Annotated in this window: 25 protein-coding genes and 1 pseudogene; 16 read left to right on the top strand and 10 right to left on the bottom strand. The window is 68.0% G+C overall.

Annotated features, from left to right (window positions below; genetic code table 11):
* Positions 1 to 51: 51 nt before the first annotated feature.
* A complete protein-coding gene (locus tag ON21_RS16360) occupies positions 52 to 927 on the bottom strand; it encodes a helix-turn-helix domain-containing protein (protein ID WP_039798892.1) in 876 nt (291 codons plus the stop codon).
* A gap of 196 nt (positions 928 to 1,123) precedes the next feature.
* Between ON21_RS16360 and ON21_RS16365 the strand changes: the two genes are divergently transcribed.
* From ON21_RS16365 to ON21_RS16380, 5 genes are all read left to right on the top strand, one after another.
* Positions 1,124 to 2,146: a zinc-dependent alcohol dehydrogenase family protein gene (locus ON21_RS16365; protein WP_039798893.1), complete on the top strand. Its 1,023-nt coding sequence runs from the start codon at positions 1,124 to 1,126 to the stop codon at positions 2,144 to 2,146.
* Between the two features lie 84 nt (positions 2,147 to 2,230).
* A complete protein-coding gene (locus tag ON21_RS16370) occupies positions 2,231 to 2,626 on the top strand; it encodes a (R)-mandelonitrile lyase (RefSeq protein ID WP_039798894.1) in 396 nt (131 codons plus the stop codon).
* 145 nt (positions 2,627 to 2,771) lie between these two features.
* Complete coding sequence (locus ON21_RS38460) at positions 2,772 to 2,918, top strand: hypothetical protein (RefSeq protein ID WP_157170859.1); 147 nt, start codon at positions 2,772 to 2,774, stop codon at positions 2,916 to 2,918.
* Between the two features lie 39 nt (positions 2,919 to 2,957).
* Positions 2,958 to 3,935, top strand: coding sequence for an NAD-dependent epimerase/dehydratase family protein (locus ON21_RS16375; protein ID WP_039798895.1), 978 nt, complete (start codon positions 2,958 to 2,960; stop codon positions 3,933 to 3,935).
* Positions 3,936 to 3,999: 64 nt separating this feature from the next.
* The gene (locus ON21_RS16380) at positions 4,000 to 4,347 is read left to right on the top strand and encodes an ArsR/SmtB family transcription factor (protein WP_039798896.1); all 348 of its coding nucleotides are present in this window, start codon (positions 4,000 to 4,002) and stop codon (positions 4,345 to 4,347) included.
* A gap of 38 nt (positions 4,348 to 4,385) precedes the next feature.
* On the opposite strand, the gene ON21_RS16385 is transcribed toward ON21_RS16380, so the two are convergent.
* Together ON21_RS16385 and ON21_RS16390 are read right to left on the bottom strand one after the other, a co-directional pair.
* Complete coding sequence (locus ON21_RS16385; protein ID WP_218004097.1) at positions 4,386 to 5,318, bottom strand: alpha/beta fold hydrolase; 933 nt, start codon at positions 5,316 to 5,318, stop codon at positions 4,386 to 4,388.
* Between the two features lie 238 nt (positions 5,319 to 5,556).
* Positions 5,557 to 5,949, bottom strand: a complete 393-nt coding sequence (locus ON21_RS16390; protein WP_039798898.1) for a MerR family transcriptional regulator — start codon at positions 5,947 to 5,949, stop codon at positions 5,557 to 5,559.
* A 67-nt stretch (positions 5,950 to 6,016) separates the two neighbouring features.
* On the opposite strand from ON21_RS16390, the gene ON21_RS16395 reads away from it, so the two are divergent.
* Together ON21_RS16395 and ON21_RS16400 are read left to right on the top strand one after the other, a co-directional pair.
* Positions 6,017 to 6,847, top strand: coding sequence for an LLM class F420-dependent oxidoreductase (locus ON21_RS16395; RefSeq protein ID WP_039798899.1), 831 nt, complete (start codon positions 6,017 to 6,019; stop codon positions 6,845 to 6,847).
* 153 nt (positions 6,848 to 7,000) lie between these two features.
* Positions 7,001 to 7,867 (top strand): TIGR03619 family F420-dependent LLM class oxidoreductase, encoded by an 867-nt coding sequence (locus tag ON21_RS16400; RefSeq protein WP_051020865.1) that lies wholly within the window; start codon positions 7,001 to 7,003, stop codon positions 7,865 to 7,867.
* Between the two features lie 30 nt (positions 7,868 to 7,897).
* On the opposite strand, the gene ON21_RS16405 is transcribed toward ON21_RS16400, so the two are convergent.
* The gene (locus ON21_RS16405; RefSeq protein ID WP_039798900.1) at positions 7,898 to 8,371 is read right to left on the bottom strand and encodes an RICIN domain-containing protein; all 474 of its coding nucleotides are present in this window, start codon (positions 8,369 to 8,371) and stop codon (positions 7,898 to 7,900) included.
* A 214-nt stretch (positions 8,372 to 8,585) separates the two neighbouring features.
* Between ON21_RS16405 and ON21_RS16410 the strand changes: the two genes are divergently transcribed.
* The 3 genes from ON21_RS16410 (at position 8,586) to ON21_RS16420 (ending at position 12,326) form a co-directional block, all read left to right on the top strand.
* Complete coding sequence (locus ON21_RS16410) at positions 8,586 to 8,942, top strand: hypothetical protein (RefSeq protein ID WP_039798901.1); 357 nt, start codon at positions 8,586 to 8,588, stop codon at positions 8,940 to 8,942.
* A gap of 136 nt (positions 8,943 to 9,078) precedes the next feature.
* Positions 9,079 to 10,536, top strand: a complete 1,458-nt coding sequence (locus ON21_RS16415) for a flavin-containing monooxygenase (protein WP_039798902.1) — start codon at positions 9,079 to 9,081, stop codon at positions 10,534 to 10,536.
* 47 nt (positions 10,537 to 10,583) lie between these two features.
* Positions 10,584 to 12,326, top strand: a complete 1,743-nt coding sequence (locus tag ON21_RS16420) for a GMC family oxidoreductase (RefSeq protein ID WP_039798903.1) — start codon at positions 10,584 to 10,586, stop codon at positions 12,324 to 12,326.
* A 49-nt stretch (positions 12,327 to 12,375) separates the two neighbouring features.
* On the opposite strand, the gene ON21_RS16425 is transcribed toward ON21_RS16420, so the two are convergent.
* Positions 12,376 to 12,693, bottom strand: a complete 318-nt coding sequence (locus ON21_RS16425) for a maleylpyruvate isomerase N-terminal domain-containing protein (RefSeq protein ID WP_051020866.1) — start codon at positions 12,691 to 12,693, stop codon at positions 12,376 to 12,378.
* 14 nt (positions 12,694 to 12,707) lie between these two features.
* Here ON21_RS16425 and ON21_RS38465 point away from each other — a divergent pair, with 14 nt between their 5' ends.
* Both ON21_RS38465 and ON21_RS16430 read left to right on the top strand, forming a co-directional pair.
* Entirely contained in the window at positions 12,708 to 12,875 is a 168-nt protein-coding gene (locus ON21_RS38465) for a hypothetical protein (RefSeq protein ID WP_157170860.1), read from the top strand.
* Positions 12,876 to 13,031: 156 nt separating this feature from the next.
* On the top strand, positions 13,032 to 14,564 hold the full coding sequence (locus tag ON21_RS16430) for an acyl-CoA synthetase (protein ID WP_039798904.1): 1,533 nt from the start codon (positions 13,032 to 13,034) through the stop codon (positions 14,562 to 14,564).
* Between the two features lie 12 nt (positions 14,565 to 14,576).
* On the opposite strand, the gene ON21_RS16435 is transcribed toward ON21_RS16430, so the two are convergent.
* Together ON21_RS16435 and ON21_RS16440 are read right to left on the bottom strand one after the other, a co-directional pair.
* On the bottom strand, positions 14,577 to 15,518 hold the full coding sequence (locus tag ON21_RS16435; RefSeq protein WP_051020867.1) for an alpha/beta fold hydrolase: 942 nt from the start codon (positions 15,516 to 15,518) through the stop codon (positions 14,577 to 14,579).
* A 185-nt stretch (positions 15,519 to 15,703) separates the two neighbouring features.
* The gene (locus tag ON21_RS16440; protein WP_051020868.1) at positions 15,704 to 16,561 is read right to left on the bottom strand and encodes a TetR-type transcription factor C-terminal domain-containing protein; all 858 of its coding nucleotides are present in this window, start codon (positions 16,559 to 16,561) and stop codon (positions 15,704 to 15,706) included.
* A 158-nt stretch (positions 16,562 to 16,719) separates the two neighbouring features.
* On the opposite strand from ON21_RS16440, the gene ON21_RS16445 reads away from it, so the two are divergent.
* Positions 16,720 to 17,934 carry an acyl-CoA dehydrogenase family protein gene (locus ON21_RS16445; protein ID WP_039798906.1) on the top strand — a complete coding sequence of 405 codons (1,215 nt, stop codon included), beginning with the start codon at positions 16,720 to 16,722 and terminating at the stop codon, positions 17,932 to 17,934.
* 209 nt (positions 17,935 to 18,143) lie between these two features.
* The gene (locus ON21_RS16450) at positions 18,144 to 18,371 is read left to right on the top strand and encodes a hypothetical protein (RefSeq protein WP_039798908.1); all 228 of its coding nucleotides are present in this window, start codon (positions 18,144 to 18,146) and stop codon (positions 18,369 to 18,371) included.
* A 135-nt stretch (positions 18,372 to 18,506) separates the two neighbouring features.
* Here ON21_RS16450 and mbp1 read toward each other — a convergent pair whose 3' ends face one another.
* The gene (mbp1, locus tag ON21_RS16455) at positions 18,507 to 18,752 is read right to left on the bottom strand and encodes a microaggregate-binding protein 1 (protein WP_039798909.1); all 246 of its coding nucleotides are present in this window, start codon (positions 18,750 to 18,752) and stop codon (positions 18,507 to 18,509) included.
* 137 nt (positions 18,753 to 18,889) lie between these two features.
* On the opposite strand from mbp1, the pseudogene ON21_RS16460 reads away from it, so the two are divergent.
* Positions 18,890 to 19,162, top strand: a pseudogene (locus ON21_RS16460) (DUF5134 domain-containing protein); the annotation flags it as partial.
* Between the two features lie 260 nt (positions 19,163 to 19,422).
* Positions 19,423 to 19,704 (top strand): hypothetical protein, encoded by a 282-nt coding sequence (locus tag ON21_RS38470; protein WP_157170861.1) that lies wholly within the window; start codon positions 19,423 to 19,425, stop codon positions 19,702 to 19,704.
* Positions 19,705 to 19,766: 62 nt separating this feature from the next.
* On the opposite strand, the gene ON21_RS16465 is transcribed toward ON21_RS38470, so the two are convergent.
* Both ON21_RS16465 and ON21_RS16470 read right to left on the bottom strand, forming a co-directional pair.
* On the bottom strand, positions 19,767 to 20,990 hold the full coding sequence (locus ON21_RS16465) for an NADH:flavin oxidoreductase (RefSeq protein WP_039798911.1): 1,224 nt from the start codon (positions 20,988 to 20,990) through the stop codon (positions 19,767 to 19,769).
* Positions 20,987 to 21,577: a TetR/AcrR family transcriptional regulator gene (locus ON21_RS16470; protein ID WP_373281133.1), complete on the bottom strand. Its 591-nt coding sequence runs from the start codon at positions 21,575 to 21,577 to the stop codon at positions 20,987 to 20,989. Before ON21_RS16470 ends, ON21_RS16465 begins: the two co-directional genes overlap by 4 nt.
* Positions 21,578 to 21,591: the final 14 nt, after the last annotated feature.

A 21,591-nucleotide genomic window follows, 5' to 3' on the forward strand; every position in this document is an offset into this window, starting at 1 on the left:
CCGTGGCACCGTGATCGCCGGACGCCCTGTTCGGCAGCGTCTCGGCGCCGGTCAGGAATTCTGTTCGGCCGAGCGCGGGGCGCGAGCCCAGGAGGCGAGGATCTGCAGGCGCTGAGCGGAGGGTGAACCGGGTTCCGGGGTGTAGATCATGAGGATGTGGCCCGGTTCGGCGGTGATGGCGAGTTCTTCGTAGGCGAGGACGAGGTCGCCGACATCGGGATGGCGGAAGCGTTTGGTGCCCGAGCCGTGGGTGCGCACGTCGTGAGCGCCCCAGAGCCTGCGGAAGGTCTCGCTGCGGGTGGACAGTTCTCCGACCAGGCTCTGCAGACCCCGGTCGTAGGGGTCGCGGCCTGCTTCGGTGCGCATGATCGCGACGCACATCTCGGCGAACACCTCCCAGTCGGGATAGAAGTCGCGGGAGGCCGGGTCCAGGAACTGGAATCGGGCGAGGTTGGGGGTGTGCCCACCGTCGCCGAGGAGGGGTGCGTAGAAGGCGCGGCCCAGTTCATTGGTGGCCAGCAGGTCCTGCTGGGGGTTGCGGACGAAGGCGACCGCGTCGCGAATGCTGTCGAGAGTCCACTGCAGGTTCGGGCGGATGGCGCCGGGGCGGCCGGCGCGGCGCCCGAGCCGGGCGGAGGTCGGGATGCCGTCGCAGGCGCGGGCGAGGTCGAGCAAGTGCGCGCGTTCGGTGTCGTCGAGCTGCAGCGCGGTGGAGACGGCGTCGAGTACCGAGGCGGAGGCGCCTGCGATGGCGCCGCGCTCGAGTTTGGCGTAGTACTCCACACTGACCCCCGCCAGCGCGGCCACTTCGGAGCGGCGCAGGCCGGGGACCCGGCGGTTCGGCCCAGCGGGAAGACCGGCTCGGTCGGGGGTGAGCTTGGCACGTCGGGACATCAGGAACTCGCGTACTTCCTCCCGGTTGCTCATAGTCCCAGCGTAGGGCGGCCGCAGCGCTGGGGGGGTGGCCTGCTGGTACACCCATCGAGCGGGACTCCCTCGCGGCGCGGGTCGGGGGTTGACTGGGCAGTGCCGCTTCGACAGCGAGGTGTGCGTCGAGCCGTCGGCGGTAATACCGGCGCGGAGCCGATCGACAACGGACATCGTTTGGAAGGAGGACCGGATCATGCGCGGAGTCGTCATGCATGCCCCCGGTGACGTGCGCGTCGAGCAGCGGGAGGACCCGCGGATCGTGGAGCCCACCGACGCGGTCATCAGCATCGCCGCGACCTGCATCTGCGGGTCGGACCTGTGGCCCTACCGCGGCATCGAGAAGCTGAAGGGACCCACCCCGATGGGTCACGAATACGTAGGCGTGGTCACCGAGATCGGGCCGGAAGTGAAGACCCTCGCAGTCGGCGACTTCGTCGTCGGTTCCTTCTTCGCCTCCGACAACACCTGCGAGATCTGCCGGGCCGGCTATCAGAGCCGCTGCGTGCACAACGTGCCGATCGGCATGATCGGCACGCAGGCCGAGCGGGCCCGGATCCCGTTGGCCGACGGCACCCTCGTCGTGGTCCCCGCCACCCCCACGCCGGAGCAGGTCCCGCACTTGCTCGCCGCCTCCGACGTGCTCGGCACCGGCTGGTTCGCCGCCGTGGCCGCCGAGGCGGGTCCCGGCAAGACCGTCGCGGTCGTCGGGGACGGCGCGGTCGGACTGCTGGCCGTGCTCGCCGCAAGGCAACTGGGCGCCGACCGCGTCATAGTCATGAGCCGCCACGCCGACCGCCAAGCTCTGGCTCGCAAATTCGGCGCCACCGATATCGTCGCCGAACGCGGTGATGCCGGTGTGGCCAGGATCAAGGACCTCACCGGCGGGCTGGGCGCGCACTCGGTCGTCGAAGCCGTCGGGACCCAGGAATCGATGGAACAGGCCATCCGGTCGGCGCGCCCCGGCGGGCACGTCGGCTACGTCGGGGTCAGCCACGATGTCGCGCTCGACGGCATGGAGCTGTTCTTCTCCGGCGTACACCTGCACGGCGGCCCCGCCCCGGTGCGCCGCTTCCTGCCGGAATTGATCGACCTCATCCTGCGCGGCGACATCCATCCCGGCGAGGTCTTCGACCGCACGCTGCCGCTCGACGAAGCCGCCGAAGGCTATCGCGCGATGGACCAGCGCCGCGCCACCAAAGTCCTGCTCACCCTCTGACCCCTCGGACCGCGTACCGCCTGCTCGATCCGGCATCGCACGCATCCCGACCCCGACCACGACGAACGCGAGGAACATTCGCTGATGGACATCGTGCACAGGCCGCCCACCACGCAAGCGCCGACGAATATGTTCACCGGCGCGGTCTGGTTCGACACCCTGTATCGAGGCGAGTCCCCCTCCCGCGCCCGCCTCAACGCCGTGCACTTCGCGCCGGGTGCGCGCACCAACTGGCATACCCACGGCCTCGGCCAAGCCCTGCACGTGACCTACGGCACCGCACTGGTGGTCACCCGCTCGGGTCAGGTCGAGGTCGTCCGCCCGGGACAGACCGTCTGGTGCCCACCCGGCGAGCAACACTGGCACGGCGCAGGCCCGGACCACTTCACGACCCACCTCGCGCTGTGGGAAGGCGACGACGTCGACTGGGCCGAACCCGTTGCCGACGAGGACTACCGAAGCGCCGCCACCCGTCTGTGAGCCGGTGGTGGCGATCCGCCCCGTGCGCTTCCTCCGTCTCCGTGATGGCGACCCCCTGCGCTCTGCCATGGATTCCGGACGACGCATCGGAGATTCGTTTCCCCTCACCGCGCGTGAAGACGACATCGGTGGGTAGGCCACGCACGTGACCGAACCCGGAAACAAGAAGGCACCCGAACTGGGCGATCCGACCGATACGTCCCACCCTGACGACCTCGATCTCGAAACCTACGAGACCCCGCGGGACGAGGACAGCGACGAGGAGGCAGGCGCCGTCGAACCGCCCGACTGAGCACCGTTTCACGCACGGGGGAAAGGGAATTCGGGCCCCATGGGTATCACTGTCGCCGTCACCGGGCCGACCGGCGAGATCGGCATCTCCGCTCTCACCACACTCGAACGACACCCGGCGGTGGACCGGATCCTCGGAATGGCCCGCCGACCCTTCGACCCCGCCGCGCACGGCTGGACGAAGACCGAGTACCGGCGCGGCGACATCCTCGACCGAGCCGCCGTGGACGCTCTGGTCACCGACGCCGACGTGGTGATCCACCTGGCATTCGTGATCATGGGCTCGCGGCAGGACAGCGCGCGGGTGAATCTCGAGGGCACCCGCAACGTCTTCGAGGCCACGGTAGCCGCCGAACGAGCCCGCCGCCTCGTCTACACCTCCTCCGTCGCCGCCTACGGCTACCACCCGGACAATCCCTCCCCCATCACCGAGGACGTGCCCCCGGAGGGCTCGACCGAGCACTACTACTCGCAGCAGAAAGCCACCTGCGAGGCCGCCCTCACGGAAATCACCGCGGGCTCCGACCTCGAGGTGTTCGTGCTGCGACCGTGCATCGTGGCCGGACCGAAGGCACCGGCCCTGCACGACCTGCCGTGGGAGAAACTCCCCGGCCCGCTTCGTGCTCTGGCACGATCCAATCCGCTGTTCAAGCCGCTGGTTCCCGACCCGGGCCACCCCCTGCAACTCGTCCACCACGACGATGTGGCCGCCGCCATCGCGCTGGCCGCCACCGCGGACGCGCCGCCCGGGGCGTACAACATCGCGGGCGACGGCACGCTCAGCCTGTCCGACGTGGTGGCCGCGCTGGGCGGCCGACCGGTGCGCGTCCCCGCCGTCGCCGCCACGGCCGTCTCAACGGCCCTCACCTACCTCCCCTTCGTGCCTCCCACCCTCGAGTGGCTGCACATCGTCCGCACTTCCGTCGTCATGGACACCCACCGCGCGAAGCAGCATCTCGGCTGGAAACCGGCGCATACCTCCGCGGAGACCCTCGCGGCGCTCGCCGCCGCTCGCTGATCCGGCTGCCGCGGACGAGCACTCGGCAGCATGACCGAACAAACTGTCGACCTACAATCGAACAATGGCGCTCGTGCATCCCGCCCCTGAACAGCTCCGGATCGACACCGTGTTGTCGGCGTTGGGGAATCCGACTCGTCTCGCGGTGGTCCGGGTGCTCGATGCCGGTGGCGAGTACAACTGCACCGGAGTGCTGAACGTCCTCGGCATCGGCGCGAAATCGACGATGACACATCATTGGCGGGTGCTGCGGGAAAGCGGTGTGATCCGGCAGACTCCCTCGGGCAGGGAGTTCCTCCTCGAACTCCGTCGCTCGGATCTCGATGCCCGCTACCCGGGACTGCTGGACACCGTTCTCGCCGGTGCGCGTGTCGACGAGGTCTCCGCGACCCGGGCGAGAGAGCGGGTGTAGCGGGCCATCCGATACCTCCGCTCGCCCGAGGGTCGCACTCAGGAGACGGGATAGAAAGTGTCGATCTCGTCGACCACGCAGTCGGGCTGCTGGTCCACCAGCCAGTGCCCGGCGCCGTCGACCTCGCTGCCCGACACCGCGGGAGCCGCGTCCCGCACGGCGGGCACCATGACGTCGCTCAGCCCGTCCTGGGTCAGCATCCGGACCGGGACGGTGAGCGGAGTCTCTTGCAGCCGCGCGTTCTCGACCTCGTCGGCGCTCCAGGTCCGATACAACTCGAAGCCCGCGTGCAGGACTTGTGGGCGCGAGTACACCCGGACGTACTCCGCCAGCGAGTCGGATCCGATGGGCAGTTCGTGCGTGGAACTCGCGCGTGCCTGTTCGGACACTTCGCTGTGGCGGAAGAAGTAGTCGAGAAACGCGGTGACCCGGCCGCCGACCAGATTCTCCGCCAGCGGGTTCTGCACGTTGAAGGAGAAGTGCCAGGACAGCGGTTGCACCGTCGCGAAGGCGAGATTCTTGCCGACCAGAGGGAAGTCCATCAGCAACAGTCCGGCGATCTGGTCGCGGTGTTCGGCGGCGAGGGCGTAGGCGACACCGACACCGAAGTCGTGCGCGACCACCCGCGCGTCGTGCTGGACACCGATCTTCGCCAGGAGCGATGAGACATACCCGGCCATGGTCGTTTTCGTGTATGACGGGGGTTCACCGGTGGTGTCCCCCAACCCCGGCAGGTCGATCGCGATCACGGTACGGCCGGGGAGCAGTCGTGGCATCACCGCGTGGTACTCGTACCAGCTCTCCGGCCAGCCGTGCAGCAATACCAGCGGCTGCGGGCCCGACCCTCCGATGACGTAGTGCATCTGCACACCGTCGACGGTCGTGAAGCAGTGCCGGAACGACTTCGCGAGAACGGGATCGTCCTTGGTCGCCGCGTCGTAGCCGCGGCTGCGTGGTTCCTCCCCTGCCACACATGCAGGCGCCGAGGAGGAGACCGGCACCGGTCGCTCATCCGCTCGCCAGATCGACACTGTCACAACCGCTGTGACAACGACCAGAACCGCAGACCACCAGATGAAGTGCCGCCACCGGCGAGCAGGCGACGATATCGGCATGACAGAAAACCTCCATTTGTACGTATATCCACGTACAAACGTATCATTTTAAGCGAACGTCGAGTTCGACCGGTGTCCGACCTCGACTCGGAAATCACGCCTCGGTCGTACGCCGATCCGGACGACTCGTGTGGGCGCGCACGGCGTCGAGGTATTCGGCGATAGCCGCCCGGTTGCGCGTGAGGCAGTCGATGCGCTGAGACATGCGCGTCAGCTCATCCTCCAGCAGTGCGAGCATTTCCGGTGTGGCCGAGTCGAACACGATGGAGCAAGGCTCGTCGAGGCAGGGCAGGATCTGTTTGATGATGCGGGTGGGCAGGCCGGCGTCGAGCAGTCCCCGAATCTGGCGAACACGGTCCACCAGACGCTCGTCGTAGGTGCGATAGCCGTTCCCGCAGCGCTGCGCGACGATCAGGCCCTGCTCTTCGTAGTAGCGCAGCAGCCGACGGGACGTTCCGGTCCGCTCGGACAGCTCTCCGATACGCATATGTGTGCCACCTCATACCGACCCGGGTTGACCATCACATAGATGTGAAGGTTCGAGCATAGGACTCATGAAGATAGGCATCACCACCTTCGTCACCGACGAGGGGATCTCCGGTCCGAAACTCGGTGCGGCGCTGGAGGAACGAGGGTTCGAGTCGTTGTTCCTGGCCGAACACTCCCATATTCCCGCGAGTCGGAGGTCCCCCGCCCCGGGCGGAGGCGAATTGCCGCGGCCGTACTACCGCGCGGTGGATCCGTTCGTCGCCCTGGCCGCCGTCGCGGCCGTCACCGAGCGGCTGATCCTCGGAACCGGCGTGACCCTGCTGGTCCAGCGCGACGTCATCCACACCGCCAAACAGGTCGCGACGCTCGACCTGATCTCCGGCGGACGCTTCGTCTTCGGCGTCGGCACGGGCTGGAATCGCGAGGAGATGACCGATCACGGCACCGACCCCCGCACCCGCGGCGCACTGCTGGACGAGCAACTCGACGCCATCCGGGCGATCTGGACCGATGAACTCGCCGAATTCCACGGCCGCTTCATCGATTTCGAGCCGATGTACGCTTGGCCGAAACCCGTGCAACAGCCGCATCCGCCGATCTTCCTCGGCGGCGCAGCCGCGGCGGCCGAACGCGCGATCCGCCACGGTGTCGGCTGGATTCCCGCCGCGGTGACCGATCCCGCCGAAATCCCCGCTCAGCTGTCCCGACTCCACGGGCACGACCTGCCCGTCACGGTCGCGTTCGTCGCGACGGATCCCGCCTTGATCGACGGCTATGCCGAAGCCGGAGTGCAGCGATTGCTCTTCGGCCTGCCGACCCTCCCCGAGCCGGAAACCTTGCATGCCCTCGATGCGATCGCGAAGGTAGCCGGCCAGTACCTGGTGGGAGGGCCGTAGCGCCGGACTTGCCTTGACGTCGGCGACAAGGTTTACCGTTGCGACGCCGGTGTGGTGCGGAGGTCGCCGATACAGCGATGCGGGATCACACCGGCTCCGCTCCTCTGGCGAAATCCTCTGCCGCCGGATCCGCGCCGACGCGCATACGAAGGGATGTCTGTGAAATTCGCGATCAGCTACAGCACGCCGTTCAACGGGACCGATCCCGATCGGCTCATAACGTTCGCCCAGCATGCCGAGGAGTGTGGTTTCGAGGCGCTGTACGTGCAGGACCACATCGCGCTGTACCCCGGCGCGTCCTACGGCGCCGGAGAACTGCCCGCGACCTTGCCCTACTTCGATCCACTCGACTGCCTGAGTTTCGTCGCCGCGGCCACGCGACGGCTGCTGCTGGGCACCGGTGTCCTGCTGCTGCCGTATCGCCACCCCGTGGTGCTCGCCAAACGCCTGGCCACCATCGACGTCTTGTCCAAGGGGCGCATGCGGCTGCTCACCGTCGGACTCGGCGCCCTACCGGGCGAGGCGCGGGCGGTGGGGGTGGACTTCCGCACCCGCGGTCGTCGCGCCGACGAGGCGATCGACGTGCTGCGACTGCTGTGGTCGGGCGGCCCCGATGGCGTCGGCTTTCACGGTGAGTTCTACGACTTCGATGATCTGTGCAGTTACCCGAAACCCCTCGAGGCGACCGAGCTCCCCATCCACGTGGGGGGATCCAGCCGCGCGGCCGCCCGCCGTGCCGGCCTGCGCGGCAACGGCTACTTCGCGGGCGGAATGCTCGACGAGGCCGAGCGCGCTCTGCAGATCGAGCTGGCGCGTAAGGCGGCCGCCGAAGCCGGCCGTGACCCGGCCGCCCTGGAGTACACCCGCTGGGGCTCGTCCGATCTGTCGACCGAGGAGGTTCGGCGACTCGAAGAACACGGTGTGACCCGGATCGTGGTCAATCCGACCGCGGCGAGCGCCGCTGAGCAGCACGACAAGATGTCGGAATTCGCCGAACGGTTCGATCTCGCAACGCAGTAGTCGGCGGCGATCACCGCGGTACCCGTGCGCTCACACCTTACGGAAGATCCACTTCTCCCGATCACTTTCCCGGTTGATCAGCAGCTGCGGCTGGTCGTTCCCGACAACGCCGATGACGAATTCGTCGTCGCTGGTCGCGATCGGTGATATCTCCGGGAAATCCGGCATGTCCCAGCCGCAATGCTCATCGCTGCACACCAGGTGCCCATTCGCGCGGATCGCGGCGAGATGGCCGCCGGTTTTCTTGTTGACGATGTCGAAATCGCCTTCTTCAGGATTGACCGGACAGGTCCACAGCTGCGCGTCGTCGTCGGCGGCACGCTGCCGCATGGTCACGCTGTCCGCGGTACCGTCGACCGCCAATGCTCGTCCGGTCTCGTAGTTGATGATCTGGTATGTCGTGGCAGTCTTTTCGGCCATGGTCTCGTCCTCACTGTGTGAGCGCACCGCTACCGGGCTCGACACCGCCCGTGACGCTGCGCTGATCTCGTAGTCGTCGTCCAAGGCGAATCGCCACCAGCAAGTACACCAGAAACGGCTCCGCACCGGAGCGGATTCCCTCAGCTGGATTCCGATCGTCGTCTCCGCTCCTCGATGCGGAAGTAATTCATCCGAAAGGGGTGAGGGAGTCCCGGCCGCCAATTCATATGCTGCACCGGGGGACCGAGGTTCACGCCATCGATTCCTGTCGAGCGCACGACCTGAAGGGAGACGACCGATGACCGATACCGGCATGGGTGCCAAGCAAAAGATCGTGCCTTTGTCCTCGCTGACCGAGCAACCGCAGGCCCAGAAGAGCTCGCCGGGCTGGTACAAGTTGTACAACGACACGGACGTATACGTTTCGGTCTACCGGCAGGAATGGGACAAGCCCAAATCGCTGTTCATTCTCGCCCCCGGTCAGACCAGCTCGGAGTACGAGGCCGGGCACGAGATCTACATCCTGTGGATAACGCATGTCGGCACCGAGTCGACGCCGATCACCTGGGATGATTCCGGCGGTTTCAGCTGCGAGTACGTGTGGAGCGGATACACGCAAGCGAACCAGGTGAACAACGTGAGTTCTTTCGGGTAGGTGAAGCGCGACCACCGCGATCCTGCCCAACGGATGAGCTGCGGGATGTGCGCGGGCGCCGATTTGGCCGAAAGTATGGATTTTCTGACCTCAGGTGTTTGGCATCGGTCTTTGTCCAGGTCATAGCGTTGTCACCATGAGCACACCTTCGATCGTCATCATCGGCACCGGTTTCGGGGGGCTCGGCATGGCGATGGAACTCCAGCGTGCGGGCCTGCACGATTTCACGATCCTGGAGCGGGCCGAGGACGTCGGCGGCGTCTGGCGGGAGAACACCTACCCCGGCGCAGGCTGCGACATCCCCTCGCCGCTGTACTCCTACTCCTACGCGCCGCGCAGCGACTGGCCGAAGCGGTTCTCCCGGCAGCCGGACATCCTCGCCTACCTGCGCGGCATCGCCCGCGATCACGACCTGCTGCCCAAGATCCGCTTCCGCACCGAGGTCACCGAGGCCGAGTTCGACGACGCCACCGGACGGTGGACCGTGCGCACCGCCGACGGCGCCGAGCTGACCTGCGATGTGCTGATCTCCGCGGTCGGGCAGCTCTCGCGGCCGGCGCTTCCCGACATCCCGGGTGTGGAGACCTTCCGCGGCACGGCCTTCCATTCCGCCGAGTGGGATCACGAAGCCGAGCTGACCGGCAAGCGGGTGGCCGTCATCGGCACCGGCGCGAGCGCGGTCCAATTCGTGCCCGCGATCGCGCCCTCGGTGGCGCGGCTGACGCTGTTCCAGCGTTCGGCCGCGTGGATCATGCCGAAACCGGACGTCGAGTACAAAGCCTGGCATCATCGCGCCTTCCGGCTGCTGCCGGTCACCCGCCTCACCGAGCGCTTCGCGTTCTGGCTGTTCTGCGAGTTCCTCGCGCTGGGCATCGTCGACGTGCCGGTCATCCGCAAGCTGGTGACGCGGATCGGCCTGCGGCATCTGAAGCGTCAGGTGGCCGACCCGGACCTGCGAGCCAAGCTGACTCCGGACTATCCGGCCGGCTGCAAACGCGCGCTGTTCTCCAACGACTACCTGCCCGCGCTGACCCGGCCCAACGTGACGGTGGAGACCACCGCGATCGCGGAGATCACTCCGGAGGGCGTACGCACCGCCGACGGTGTGCTGCACGAGGTGGACGCGGTGGTCTACGGCACGGGCTTCAAGGGCACCGAATTCCTCTGGCCGATGCGGATCTCCGGACGGGGCGGGCGCAAGCTGGCCGACGAGTGGTCACAGGGCGCTCGGGCATACCAGGGCATCACGGTGCCCGGCTACCCGAACCTGTTCCTCGTCTACGGACCGAACACCAACCTCGGTGTCGGTTCGATCGTCTACATGATCGAATCCCAGGCGCGCTACATCCGCCAGGCCGTCCAGCGTCTCGCCGAACGGCCGGGCCACGTGCTCGAAGTGCGCCCCGACGTCGAGGCCCGGTTCGATCGCAGGCTGCAGCAGCGCCTCGACCGCACACCGTGGAACTTCTGCTCGAGCTGGTACCGCAACGCGGCGGGGCGGATCACCAACAACTGGCCGGGCACGGTCACCAGCTACCGGTGGCACACGCGCAAGGTCGACTTCGCGGACTACGACTCGAGGCTCGTCTCTTGACGCGACTCCCTCTACGGCAACAACTTCCGACAAGTGGTGGAGATCAGATGACGTTCGACTACGACGTGGTGGTCGTCGGTTCCGGGTTCGGCGGCAGTGTGACCGCGCTGCGGCTCACCGAGAAGGGTTACCGGGTCGGCGTACTCGAGGCGGGACGGCGTTTCGCCGACGACGAGTTCGCCGAAACCTCCTGGGACGCACGCAAGTACCTGTGGGCTCCGGCACTGGGTTGCTTCGGCATCCAGCGGCTGACGCTGCTGAAGGACACCTTCATCATGGCGGGCGCGGGCGTCGGCGGCGGCTCGCTGGTGTACGCGAACACCCTCTACGAACCGCCGGACAAGTTCTACCGCGACCGCCAGTGGGCCCACATCACCGACTGGAAGGACGAGCTCGCTCCGCACTACGACCAGGCCAAACGGATGCTGGGCGTGACGACCAACCCGGCGACCACGCCGTCGGACCGCGTGCTGGCCGAGATCGCCGAGGAGATGGGCGTCGGCTCGACCTACCGCAGTACTCCCGTCGGTGTCCTGTTCGGCGGGAACGGGGCGCGGCCCGGACAGGACGTGCCCGACCCCTTCTTCGGGGGCGTCGGCCCAGACCGCAATACCTGCACGCACTGCGGCGAGTGCATGACCGGCTGCCGCCACAACGCCAAGAACACCCTGGTCAAGAACTACCTCTACCTCGCGGAGCGGGCCGGCGCCACGGTCCATCCGCTCACCACGGTGACCGATGTGCGCCCGCTGCCCGGCGGCGGCTACGAGATCTCCACCGTCCGCACCGGACGCTGGGTCCGCAAGGCGCGCCGGAAGTTCACCGCCGAGCAGGTCGTCTTCGCCGCGGCCGCACTGGGCACCCAGAGACTGTTGCACCGGCTCCGTGATCGCGGTTCGCTACCGGACATCTCCCCGCGGCTGGGCGAACTCTCGCGCACCAACTCCGAGGAACTGCTCTCGATACGTAGCCGCCGCAAGGACTCCGATTTCACCAAAGGCGTGGCGATCACCTCATCGATCCACCCGGACGACGACACGCATATCGAGCCGGTGCGCTACGGCAAGGGCAGCAACGCCATCGGACTCATCGGCACCGCCATGATCGACCCCGACGGGCACACTTCGAAGCTGCGACTGTGGGCGCGAACCATGCGCAAGCTCGGACGCGACGCCTTCCACATCCAGAATCCGCGCGGCTGGTCGGAGCAGATGATCGGGTTGTTGGTGATGCAGTCGGTCGACAACTCCATCACCACCTACACCACACGCGGTCTGTTCGGTCGCAAGATGACCACCAGACAGGGTGTGGGCGAGCCGAATCCGACCTGGCTTCCAGCCGGGCACGAGGTGGCCCACCGAGTCGCCGACAAGATCGACGGCATCCCGGGCGCAGGCTGGAGTGCCCTGTTCGACATCCCGATGACCGGACATTTCATCGGCGGCTGCGTCATCGGTGACTCTCCGGACGCCGGGGTCGTCGACCCCTACCACCGCATGCACGGGTACCCGGGACTGCACGTCATCGACGGTTCGACCATTTCCGCCAATCTCGGAGTGAACCCTTCCCTCACGATCACCGCCCAGGCCGAGCGGGCCACCGCCCTCTGGCCGAACAAGGGCGAGCCGGATCCGCGTCCCCAGCCGGGCGCGCCCTACCGGCGCATCTCCCCGGTGCCGCCGCGCAGCCCGGTTGTCCCGGCTGACGCACCGGCCGCGCTCCGGTTGCCGATCGTCGAGATCAAAGGGCCCGCCGACCGATCCGAGCCGACCGCGGACACACGCGGCTGACCCGCGGGAAACGGCGGGCCCCGCCTACGCGGGCCCGCCGTTTCAGCGATCAGCGTTCGGTCAACGGCGCGACGCCCGCGCCCACCAGGTCGTGCAGCCGCGCGGTACGTCCCGTGGCGAGCAACAGCAGCGCGGCAATCGGGCCGCGAACCTCGGGCCCGGAACCGTGACACCAGTCGATGTCGGTGGCGCGCAGGCGAATCGCCAGATGCGCGGCCACGTGCCGGGCTCGCCACCCGGCGCAGAGTGAAGGATGGTCCCACTCTTCCGGGGACAATTCGGCCAGCAGGCCGGCAATCGCGCGGCGCTGCTGCTCGATGACCTGCCGGCTGCTCTCACGATCGAGGGTGGTCGATTGGGCCGACATGGCCGCACCTCCTCGTGTGCCTGACCGACCGCGGCAGGCAGGTGGCGGAATTCGCCAACTCGGTCGCCGAGAGCGTCGAGCGGGAATGGTCGGCACATCTGGGCGCTGAGGGGATGCGGCACCTGCGGCAAACGCTGAATCGCCTGCGCGAGATCACCCGGGGCCCGCAGCGCGAATTCTAGTGAAAGAACCAGAACCGCCGTTTACTTTCAGCTATCGTCGGTGGCAGAGCAACCGCTCTGTGGACACCAGGGATGCCGGCGCGGCCGTGGATCCCAGCGTGCCCGCGCAGGCCCGGGCGGTCGGACCACGACCGCTCTGTTCCACCGAGGAGCCGCATGTACCCCGGCGCACACGTCGACCGATTCGCTGACAAACCGGCTGTTGTCGTCGCCGAGAGCGGCGAAGTTCTCACCTACCGGGAACTCGAGGAGAACTCGGTTCGACTGGCCCGGCACCTGCACGACGCGGGGTTGCGCAAGGGCGATCACGTCGCGCTGCTGTCCGGCAACGACCCGAAGATCTACGAGGTCTACTGGGCGGCATTGCGAACCGGGCTTTACATCACCGCGGTCAACCGGCATCTGTCACCCAGCGAGATCAGCTACATCGTCAACGACTGCGGGGCCAAGGCGCTGATCGTATCGGCCGGTCTCGCCGACGCGGCCGAACAGATCGTCCCGGAGACACCCGCGGTCGAGATCCGCCTCGCTTTCGACGGCCCGGTGCCGGGGTACAAGTCCTACGAGGAGGCCAGGGCGGCGGCGTCGCCCGAACCACTGCCGGACCAGCCGCGGGGCGCGGACATGCTCTATTCCTCCGGCACCACCGGACGGCCCAAGGGGATCAAACAGCCGCTGCCGGACCGGCAGGTCGGCGATGCGCCCGGTGACACGTACACCGCGATCTTCGGACCGCTCTACGGATTCGACACCGAGACCGTCTATCTCTCTCCCGCTCCGCTCTATCACGCCGCGCCGCTGCGCTTCGGCGGCGTGGTCCACGCGCTGGGCGGAACGCTGGTGATCATGGAGAAGTTCGACGCCGAACAGGCCTTGGCCGCGATCGAGCGCTATCGGGTGACCCACAGCCAATGGGTGCCGACCATGTTCGTCCGGATGTTGAAACTCGACGAGGCCGTCCGCGCTCGCTACGACGTGTCCAGCCTGCGCGTCGCCGTGCACGCGGCCGCGCCGTGTCCTGTCGACGTGAAGCGGGCGATGATCGACTGGTGGGGCCCGATCCTCTACGAGTACTACGCCTCGACGGAAGCCAACGGCGCCACCTTCATCGACAGCGAGCAATGGCTGCGCAAGCCCGGCTCGGTCGGCACGGCCGGTCTCGGCAGCATCCGGGTGTGCGGCGACGACGGCGCGGAACTGCCCACCGGGGAGATCGGGACCATCTACTTCGAACGCGAAGAGGCCCCCTTCGCCTATCACAACGACCCCGCGAAGACGGCCGAGGCGGTCCACCCGGACCATCCGACCTGGACCACCACCGGCGACATCGGCTATGTCGACGAGGACGGCTATCTGTTCCTCACCGACCGCAAAGCCTTCATGATCATCTCCGGCGGGGTGAACATCTACCCGCAGGAGGTGGAGGACGCGCTCGCCCTGCATCCCGAGGTGCTCGACGTGGCGGTGATCGGCGTGCCGGACGAGGAGATGGGCGAATCGGTCAAGGCCGTCGTCCAGCCGGCCCCGGGCGCCGAGCCCGGCCCCGACCTGGCCGCGGAGCTGCGCGAATATCTGCGCGACCGCATCGCCCACTACAAGGTGCCGCGCAGTTTCGACTTCGCCGACGAGCTGCCCCGGACCCCCACCGGGAAGCTGGTCAAGGGCAAACTCCGCCAGCGGTACCTGTGAGGTTCCCTGGCGCTACGCGACGCAGGTGAGGTCGGCGGGCTCGCCCGCGCGCGTCATCAGGCGCGCGACGGCCTCCGCCACCAGGCCGGGCTGCTCCAGGATCACGGAGTGACCGGCGCTCTCGACGATCACGAAGTCCGAGTACTCGACGGCGGCGGCCATCTCGACGGAATGCGACGGGGGCGTCATCAAGTCGGCGGAGCCGCACAGCACCAACGTGGGGATCCTGGAGAGCAGCGCGAGCGCGTCGGTTCGGTCGTAGACCATCAGGTCGCTCAAGAAGCTCGCCATCGTGACGATCGGCGTCTCGTTGCGCATGGCGTTGGCGAGCGCGAGCACCCGTGAGCTCACCTTGCGATCGCCGAATTCGGCGGTACGGACCAGCGGGGCGAACAGTCGACAGGCCAGCAGCTTCGCATGGTGCATCGCCCCCGGCGCGAGCCGGACGGCGGCCTGGAACGCGGAGACGACCGGGCTGCGCAGGAGACGGCCGAACCCGGCGTCGCTGAGGCCGCCCGCAGCGGTCGCGAGGAGGGCGACACCGACCACGCGGGTGCCGATCTCGTGCGGATTCTGGCCGGCGTAGGTCAGCGCGGTCATGCCACCCATCGAGTGGCCGACGAGGACGACCGGTCCGGTGGGGGCGACGGCGTCGAGAACCTCGCGCAGGTCCCGGCCGAGCTGGTCGATGTTGTAGGTCCGCCGGGGCGCTGTGGCGGACTCGCCGTGGCCGCGGTGGTCGTAGCAGACGATCCTGGCGCCGGCGTATCGGCGCAGCAACTCGGCGCGAACGTAGGTCCAGGACTCGCTGCGCAGGCAATGTCCGTGCAGCAGGACGACGGTGAGGTCCGCGTTTCTCGGGCCGTATTCGCGAACCGCGAGCGCCACGCCGTCTTCGGTCCGGACAGTGGTACGCCGTTGGGCCTCGGCGGCGATTGTGCTGAGAATCGACATGGGATGCTCCGGTTCACTGGCGATGACTCGTCCTACTCTCCGCCGTACGCGCCGCCGTCAGCAGGCCCCCGAGTGCTGAGCTGCGATCCCCAAGGGGTATGCCCATCACCACCAAGGTGGGGGTGGCCGCCGGAGCGCGGTCCAGCCACCAGCGCGGATCGGCGTGCGAAGTTGCGAACGCGCAGCTAACGCACCGGATCGACCCCGAGCATCCCCAGGGCGAAATCGCCGTACCGCGAGGCCACCTCCTCCGGCGTCGCCGGGCCGGACTCGCGAAACCACTGGGGGATGGCGGTGCACATGGTGGCTATGGCACGACCCGCGGCCCGGACCTGGGGAACGGCGATGCGGCCCTCGGCGTGGGCCTCGCCGATCGCGTCGTCCAGGATGGCTTGGATATCGCGGCGGGAGCGGGCGATGCGCGCGCGTTCGCTCGGGGACAGACTGCGCATCTCACTGGCGCCGATGAAACCGAGGTCGCGGCGATGGGTGTGGAACAGGGCCAGCGCTTCCACGATCAGGCGCACCCGGTGGACGCTGTCGCGGCCTTCGGCGCGGGCGGCGCGCACTCGCCAGTGCAATTCGTCCATGGTCAGATCGAGAATGCGGACCAGCAGGTCGTGCTTGTCGCGATAGTGGTGGTAGAGGCCGGGAACGCTGGTGCCCGCCCGCCGGGCGATCGCGCGGACGGTCGTGCCGTGGTAGCCGATCTCGACGAACGACGCGAGCGCCGCGGCCAGCACCGGGTCGACGTCCAGCGGAGCGAATTCGCGCCAGCCACCCCGCGGGCCCGGCTCGGCATCGGCCCGGTCGTAGCTCGGCCGCGCAGCGAACGACGCCTCGCCGAGCAGTTGCGCGACCGGCACACCGAGCACATCGGACAAGCGAGTGAGCCGCGCGATCGAGATACCGGTCTTTCCCGTCTCCACGGCGCTGAGCGTCGCCGGACTCACCTCGAGACGGCGGGCCACTTCGCGCAGCGTCAGACCCGCAGCGCGGCGCGCGCGACGGATCGCCTCGTGTGGAGCCGCCTTGTTGTCCATTATGTTCAGAATATCTGAACACCACAATTCCACCGTTCGCGCCTGACAACTGGGTCTTCAACGCTTTTTGACACCACTCGTGCCCAGTGGGACAGTGTTCAGGACAGAGCGATCGTTCGGTCAGGGACGAGGCTCCGGATGTCGAGGAGGAATGCGCGATGCCGATCGATCTGACCTATTCCGACGAGGTTCGGGCGCTGATCGACCGCACCCGTGAATTCGTGCGGGAGACGGTGCTGCCGATCGAAGACGAGCACCACGGCGACATCACCGCGGCCGGCGGTGACGGACTGCGCGTCACCCTGAACAAGCTGGCGCGTGAGGCCGGGGTCTTCGCACCGCACGCGCCCGTCGAGTACGGCGGTCACGGACTGTCGATGTCGGATCGCGCGCCGGTGTTCGAGGAAGCGGGCTACTCGCTGTTCGGCCCGACGGCGCTCAATATCGCGGCGCCCGACGAGGGCAATGTGCACATGCTCGCCCACATCGCCGACCCGGAGCAGAAGTCGCGCTACCTGGAACCACTCGCCCGCGGCGAGGTACGGTCGGCCTTCGCGATGACCGAGCCGGCCCCCGGCGCCGGTTCCGACCCGGCGGCGCTGGCCACTCGGGCCGTCCCCGTCGACGGCGGCTGGCGGATCAACGGCCACAAGCACTTCATCACCGGCGCCGACGGGGCCGGCTTTTTCATCGTGATGGCCCGCACCTCCGGCGAACCGGGACAGCGGGGCGGGGCGACGATGTTCCTCGCGCCCGCTGACACCCCCGGCCTGCGGGTCGGCAGGCATATCACCACGCTGGACCGGGCGATGATCGGCGGCCACTGCGAGGTCTTTTTCGAGGACATGTTCGTACCCGACGAAGCGGTGCTCGGCGCCGTCGACCGCGGCTTCGAATACGCCCAGGTGCGGCTCGGCCCGGCCCGCATGACGCACGTGATGCGCTTGCTGGGAGCGGCGCGCCGGGGCCACGACATAGCCGTCGCGCATGTCGCCCAGCGCGAAGGCTTCGGTGCGCGCATCGGCGATCTGGGCATGGCGCAGAAGATGATCGCGGACAACGAGATCGACCTCGCCGCCACCCGCGCGCTGCTGGTACGCGCCTGCTGGGAACTCGACAACGGAGAGCACGCGGGCAATGCCACGTCGATCGCGAAGACCTTCGCCGCCGAAGCGATCTTCCGCATCGTCGACCGGAGTATCCAGTTGTGCGGCGGGCTCGGTGTTTCCGACGACCTGCCGCTGGCGCGCCTGTCCCGCGAAGTGCGACCCTTCCGCATCTACGACGGGCCCTCGGAAGTGCACCGCTGGGCTATCGCCAAGCGTGCGGTCAGCGCGGCCCGCCGGGCGGCGGCCGACGCGTCCTCGCGCTGATCCGCCGGGCAAGCCGTTCGCCATCGACGAGCGGCGCCTCTCGAGCGCTGTCGGGTCGATCGGCCGCGCGTGCGATCACGAAAGCGAGGCTCCGCGTAACATGCGGACTTCGTGGCTCCGCCGAGACATCCGAAGGCGGAGGTTCGCCGGGCTCACGTGGCGAACACCCTGATCGATCGCGTTCCCGGAATGATCGAAAGGAGAGCCGTATGCCAGCGCAAGACCGCCGATACCTCGTCCTTCTGAATCCGGGCGACCTCGGCGATGCCACCGCTCTCACGGCGATCCGTACGGAGTTCTTCGACTGGCTTCAGGAATCCGGCGCGGAAGTCGTCGAGGACGGCGGCGCCAACCGATTGGTCATCATGTCGTCGCCGGAAACGGCGGCGCGCCTCACGGGGCTCGGATACGTGCGCACCGTTGAGCCCTACGCCTAGAAACACCGTCCGTCGAGCCATCCCGGAACTGTCGATTCCGGCGTCCGCGGCGCCGACGAATACCGCGAATACCGGTCCGCCGCCGCCAGGTCTGCTGACGGCGGCGGATGCCTGAGGTGGTCGAACCGGCGCGTATTACCGCCCGTGCTGATGGGCGGACTGGCGGGCCTCGTCGACGTCCGCTTCGGACCGCGCCTTCTCGGCCGCGGCTTCCTTCGCGGCCGCCTCGCGCTGCGATTCCGCCTTGTCCTGCTGCGCGCGACCTTCGTCCTTCAGGTCCTGGTGACCGGTGACGGTACCGGCCGCTTCCTTCACCTTGCCCTTGGCATCTTCGACGATGCCCTCGACGCCCTCGCGAGGACCGCTTCCATGTTCAGCCACAACAACCTCCTGGAATATCGGAACAAGCTGACATCTGGCGCATACCCGGGAGACCGGCCTCGAATCCGCAGCGATGAAGTTCGGCTCGTGCGCACGTCACGCCCGCAGGACGGGGCGGGCCAGCGCCCTGTGTCGCCGCGCTCGCGATGGTCTACGCGACGCTCGGTATCCAGGTGTCGCCACCCGAGCACGTCCACCCCGCCACCGCTCACGCGGCGGATCTGCCGTACCCGGCGGTCGGCTGGTTCCTCGCGGGCATGTTCTTGTTGGACGCGGTGGTCGTCGTGGTACGGCCGCCGGACGAGCGGCCGCAAGCGTGGCGCGATCTCGTCGTCACGGTGTTCCCGCACCTGGCCATGGACATCGCGATGGTGGCGATGCTCGTCACCGCGTTGATCCCGCTCGGCTGAGCTGGATTCACGGCCGCCTACGGGTGGGCCCCATCCTGACGACCAACGTCGACAGATACCCGCGAGAGGGGCGTGGCTCGCCGATAGAAAGATGCGATCGCGCACTCGATCCGTCTTCTGCCTGCTGGCTCCAGCGCCTCGGAAGTGCCAACGTGGGCGCGCGGCCACGCATCGCTATTGTCCGAACAGACTCCGTGGCAAGGACTTTCAGCGATCACCGCAGTGTCCCGAGCCCGAACGGCAACGACCACCGGAGAACGATGAGCCAGCCAACGAGCCCGACCGCCGCGGCCCGAAACTTCGTATCCGCCTGCTCGACGCTCACCAGCCTGATCGATCTGGCCGCGCACCCCGCGACGTCGCCACGATTGCGGGTGGCGCTCGCCGAGTACTGCCGCCGTCACCACACGACCGATCCCGGGCTGGCGGCGAGTCTGTCCTACTGGAAACGGCGCCGCGCTTCCTTGACGCCCGACGACCACGAGGCGATCCGGGCGATCCTCACCCGTGACGGCGCGATCCTGCACGCCTCCCGCCGCTGATCATCGCCGGAGCGAGCACCGGCCACGGCCCGCGCCCGATCTCCGGTCGGACCGGCGACCGGCTATGACTGCGTCTCGACACCGCCGAGTCCCGACAATGTCAGCTCGACGGGTTCGCGCGGCTCGCCGGGCCGGAACACGCAGCGCGTGCACGTGTAGATCGTGGGCATGCACTCGTTGCAGTGCACGCACGCCGACCGCGTCGACGCATCCGATTGGATGCGACGCAACAGATTCGGTTCGCGCAGCAGCGCACGGCCCATGGCGACGAACTCGAAGCCTTCCTCCCGCGCGAGCCGCATGGTGTCCAGGTTCGTGATGCCGCCCAGCAGAATCAGCGGCATCGACAATTCCCGACGGAAGTGCCGTGCGCGCTCGAGCAGATACGCCTCTCGGTACGGGTACTCCTTCAGGAAAGCCTTGCCGACCATACGGAATCCCCACCGCGCCGGCACCGGGAGAACGTCGCCGAAGGATTTCCGCGGCGCGTCACCGTGGAACAGCAGCATCGGGTTGAGCAGTGAACTCCCCGCCGTCAGTTCCAGAGCATCCAAGCTGCCGTCGGCTTCCAGCCACGCGGCGACCTGGATCGACTCGGGCACGGTGAGCCCGCCGTGCACTCCATCTTCCATATTCAGCTTCGCGGTCACCGCCAGTCGGCCGCCCACGGCTTCTCGGACCGCGGCGGCGATCTCGCGCGCCAACCGCGCCCGGTTCGCCAAGCTGCCGCCGTACCGGTCCGCGCGGCGGTTCAGCTTGGGGCTCAGGAACGAGCTGACCAGATAGTTGTGCCCGAAATGGATCTCCACCGCGTCGAAGCCCGCCTCCTCGGCCAGCTTCGCCGCCCCGGCATGAGCGGCCACGAGTTCGCGGAGCCCGTGCTCGTCCGGGCAGCGCATCATGCGCATCGAGAGGGGGCTGAACATCCGGCTCGGCGCCAGCGCCGGAGCCCTGTTGGACGCCGCGTTGGCCACCGGCCCGGCATGGCCGATCTGCGCGCTCACGGCAGCGCCTTCGCCATGGACGGCTTCGGTGAGTCTCCGCAGCCCCGGCACCGCATCCGGGCGCAGCCAGATCTGGTGCCGGTCGGTCCGGCCGCCGGGAGCGACCGCGCAATACGCCACGGTCGTCATCCCGACTCCACCGGCGGCGACCTCGCGATGGAACTCGATCAGCTCGTCGGTCACCAGGGCGTCCGGCGTGCGTCCCTCGAAGGTCGCGGCCTTGATCACTCGATTGCGCAAGGTGATCGGCCCGAGCTGGGCCGGTGCGAATACGTCGTTCATCGTTTCTCTCCTGTCGGCGCGGTCAATCCGGCCACGACGAATTCCCGGAGGGTGGCCACCGCCTCCTGCGACATCTCTCGGTGCTCCGCACTGCCGAATCGCATGATGAGGAGGTCGAAGGCCAACATCCAGCGGCGCCTGCTCTCGCGCTCGCTCAGGCCGGGCAACAGGCTCACCCACGCATCGATCCGGAACCACGGCTGCCGCCACTCGGTCACCTGCCTGCCGAGGACGAACTGCGCCAGCAGTCTCAGGTGCATCCGGCCCACCGGATCGTCGGCCAACTCGACGAACGGCTCGATCACCGCATCGACCACCTCGGCGATGGTCCCGTGCCCGCCGGTGACAGCCGCCAACCGGTCTTCCCACACCGGCCCCAATCGGTCCTCCAGCAGCGCGGCGACCAGAGCGTCCTTCGACCCGAAGTGGTAGTGCACCGCCGCCGGGTTCGCGCCGGCCTGCGCGCAGATGCCCCGTACGGACACCTCGTCGTACCGGCCTTCGAGCAGCAGGCGCTCGGCGGCCGTCAGCAGACGATCGCGGGTGGTCGCGGCTTCGGAGACCGGCTTCGGCATGCGCTCAGTCAATCACGTTTCCATCG

The organism is Nocardia araoensis NBRC 100135 (genome assembly GCF_000308435.1).
GTDB lineage: Bacteria > Actinomycetota > Actinomycetes > Mycobacteriales > Mycobacteriaceae > Nocardia > Nocardia araoensis.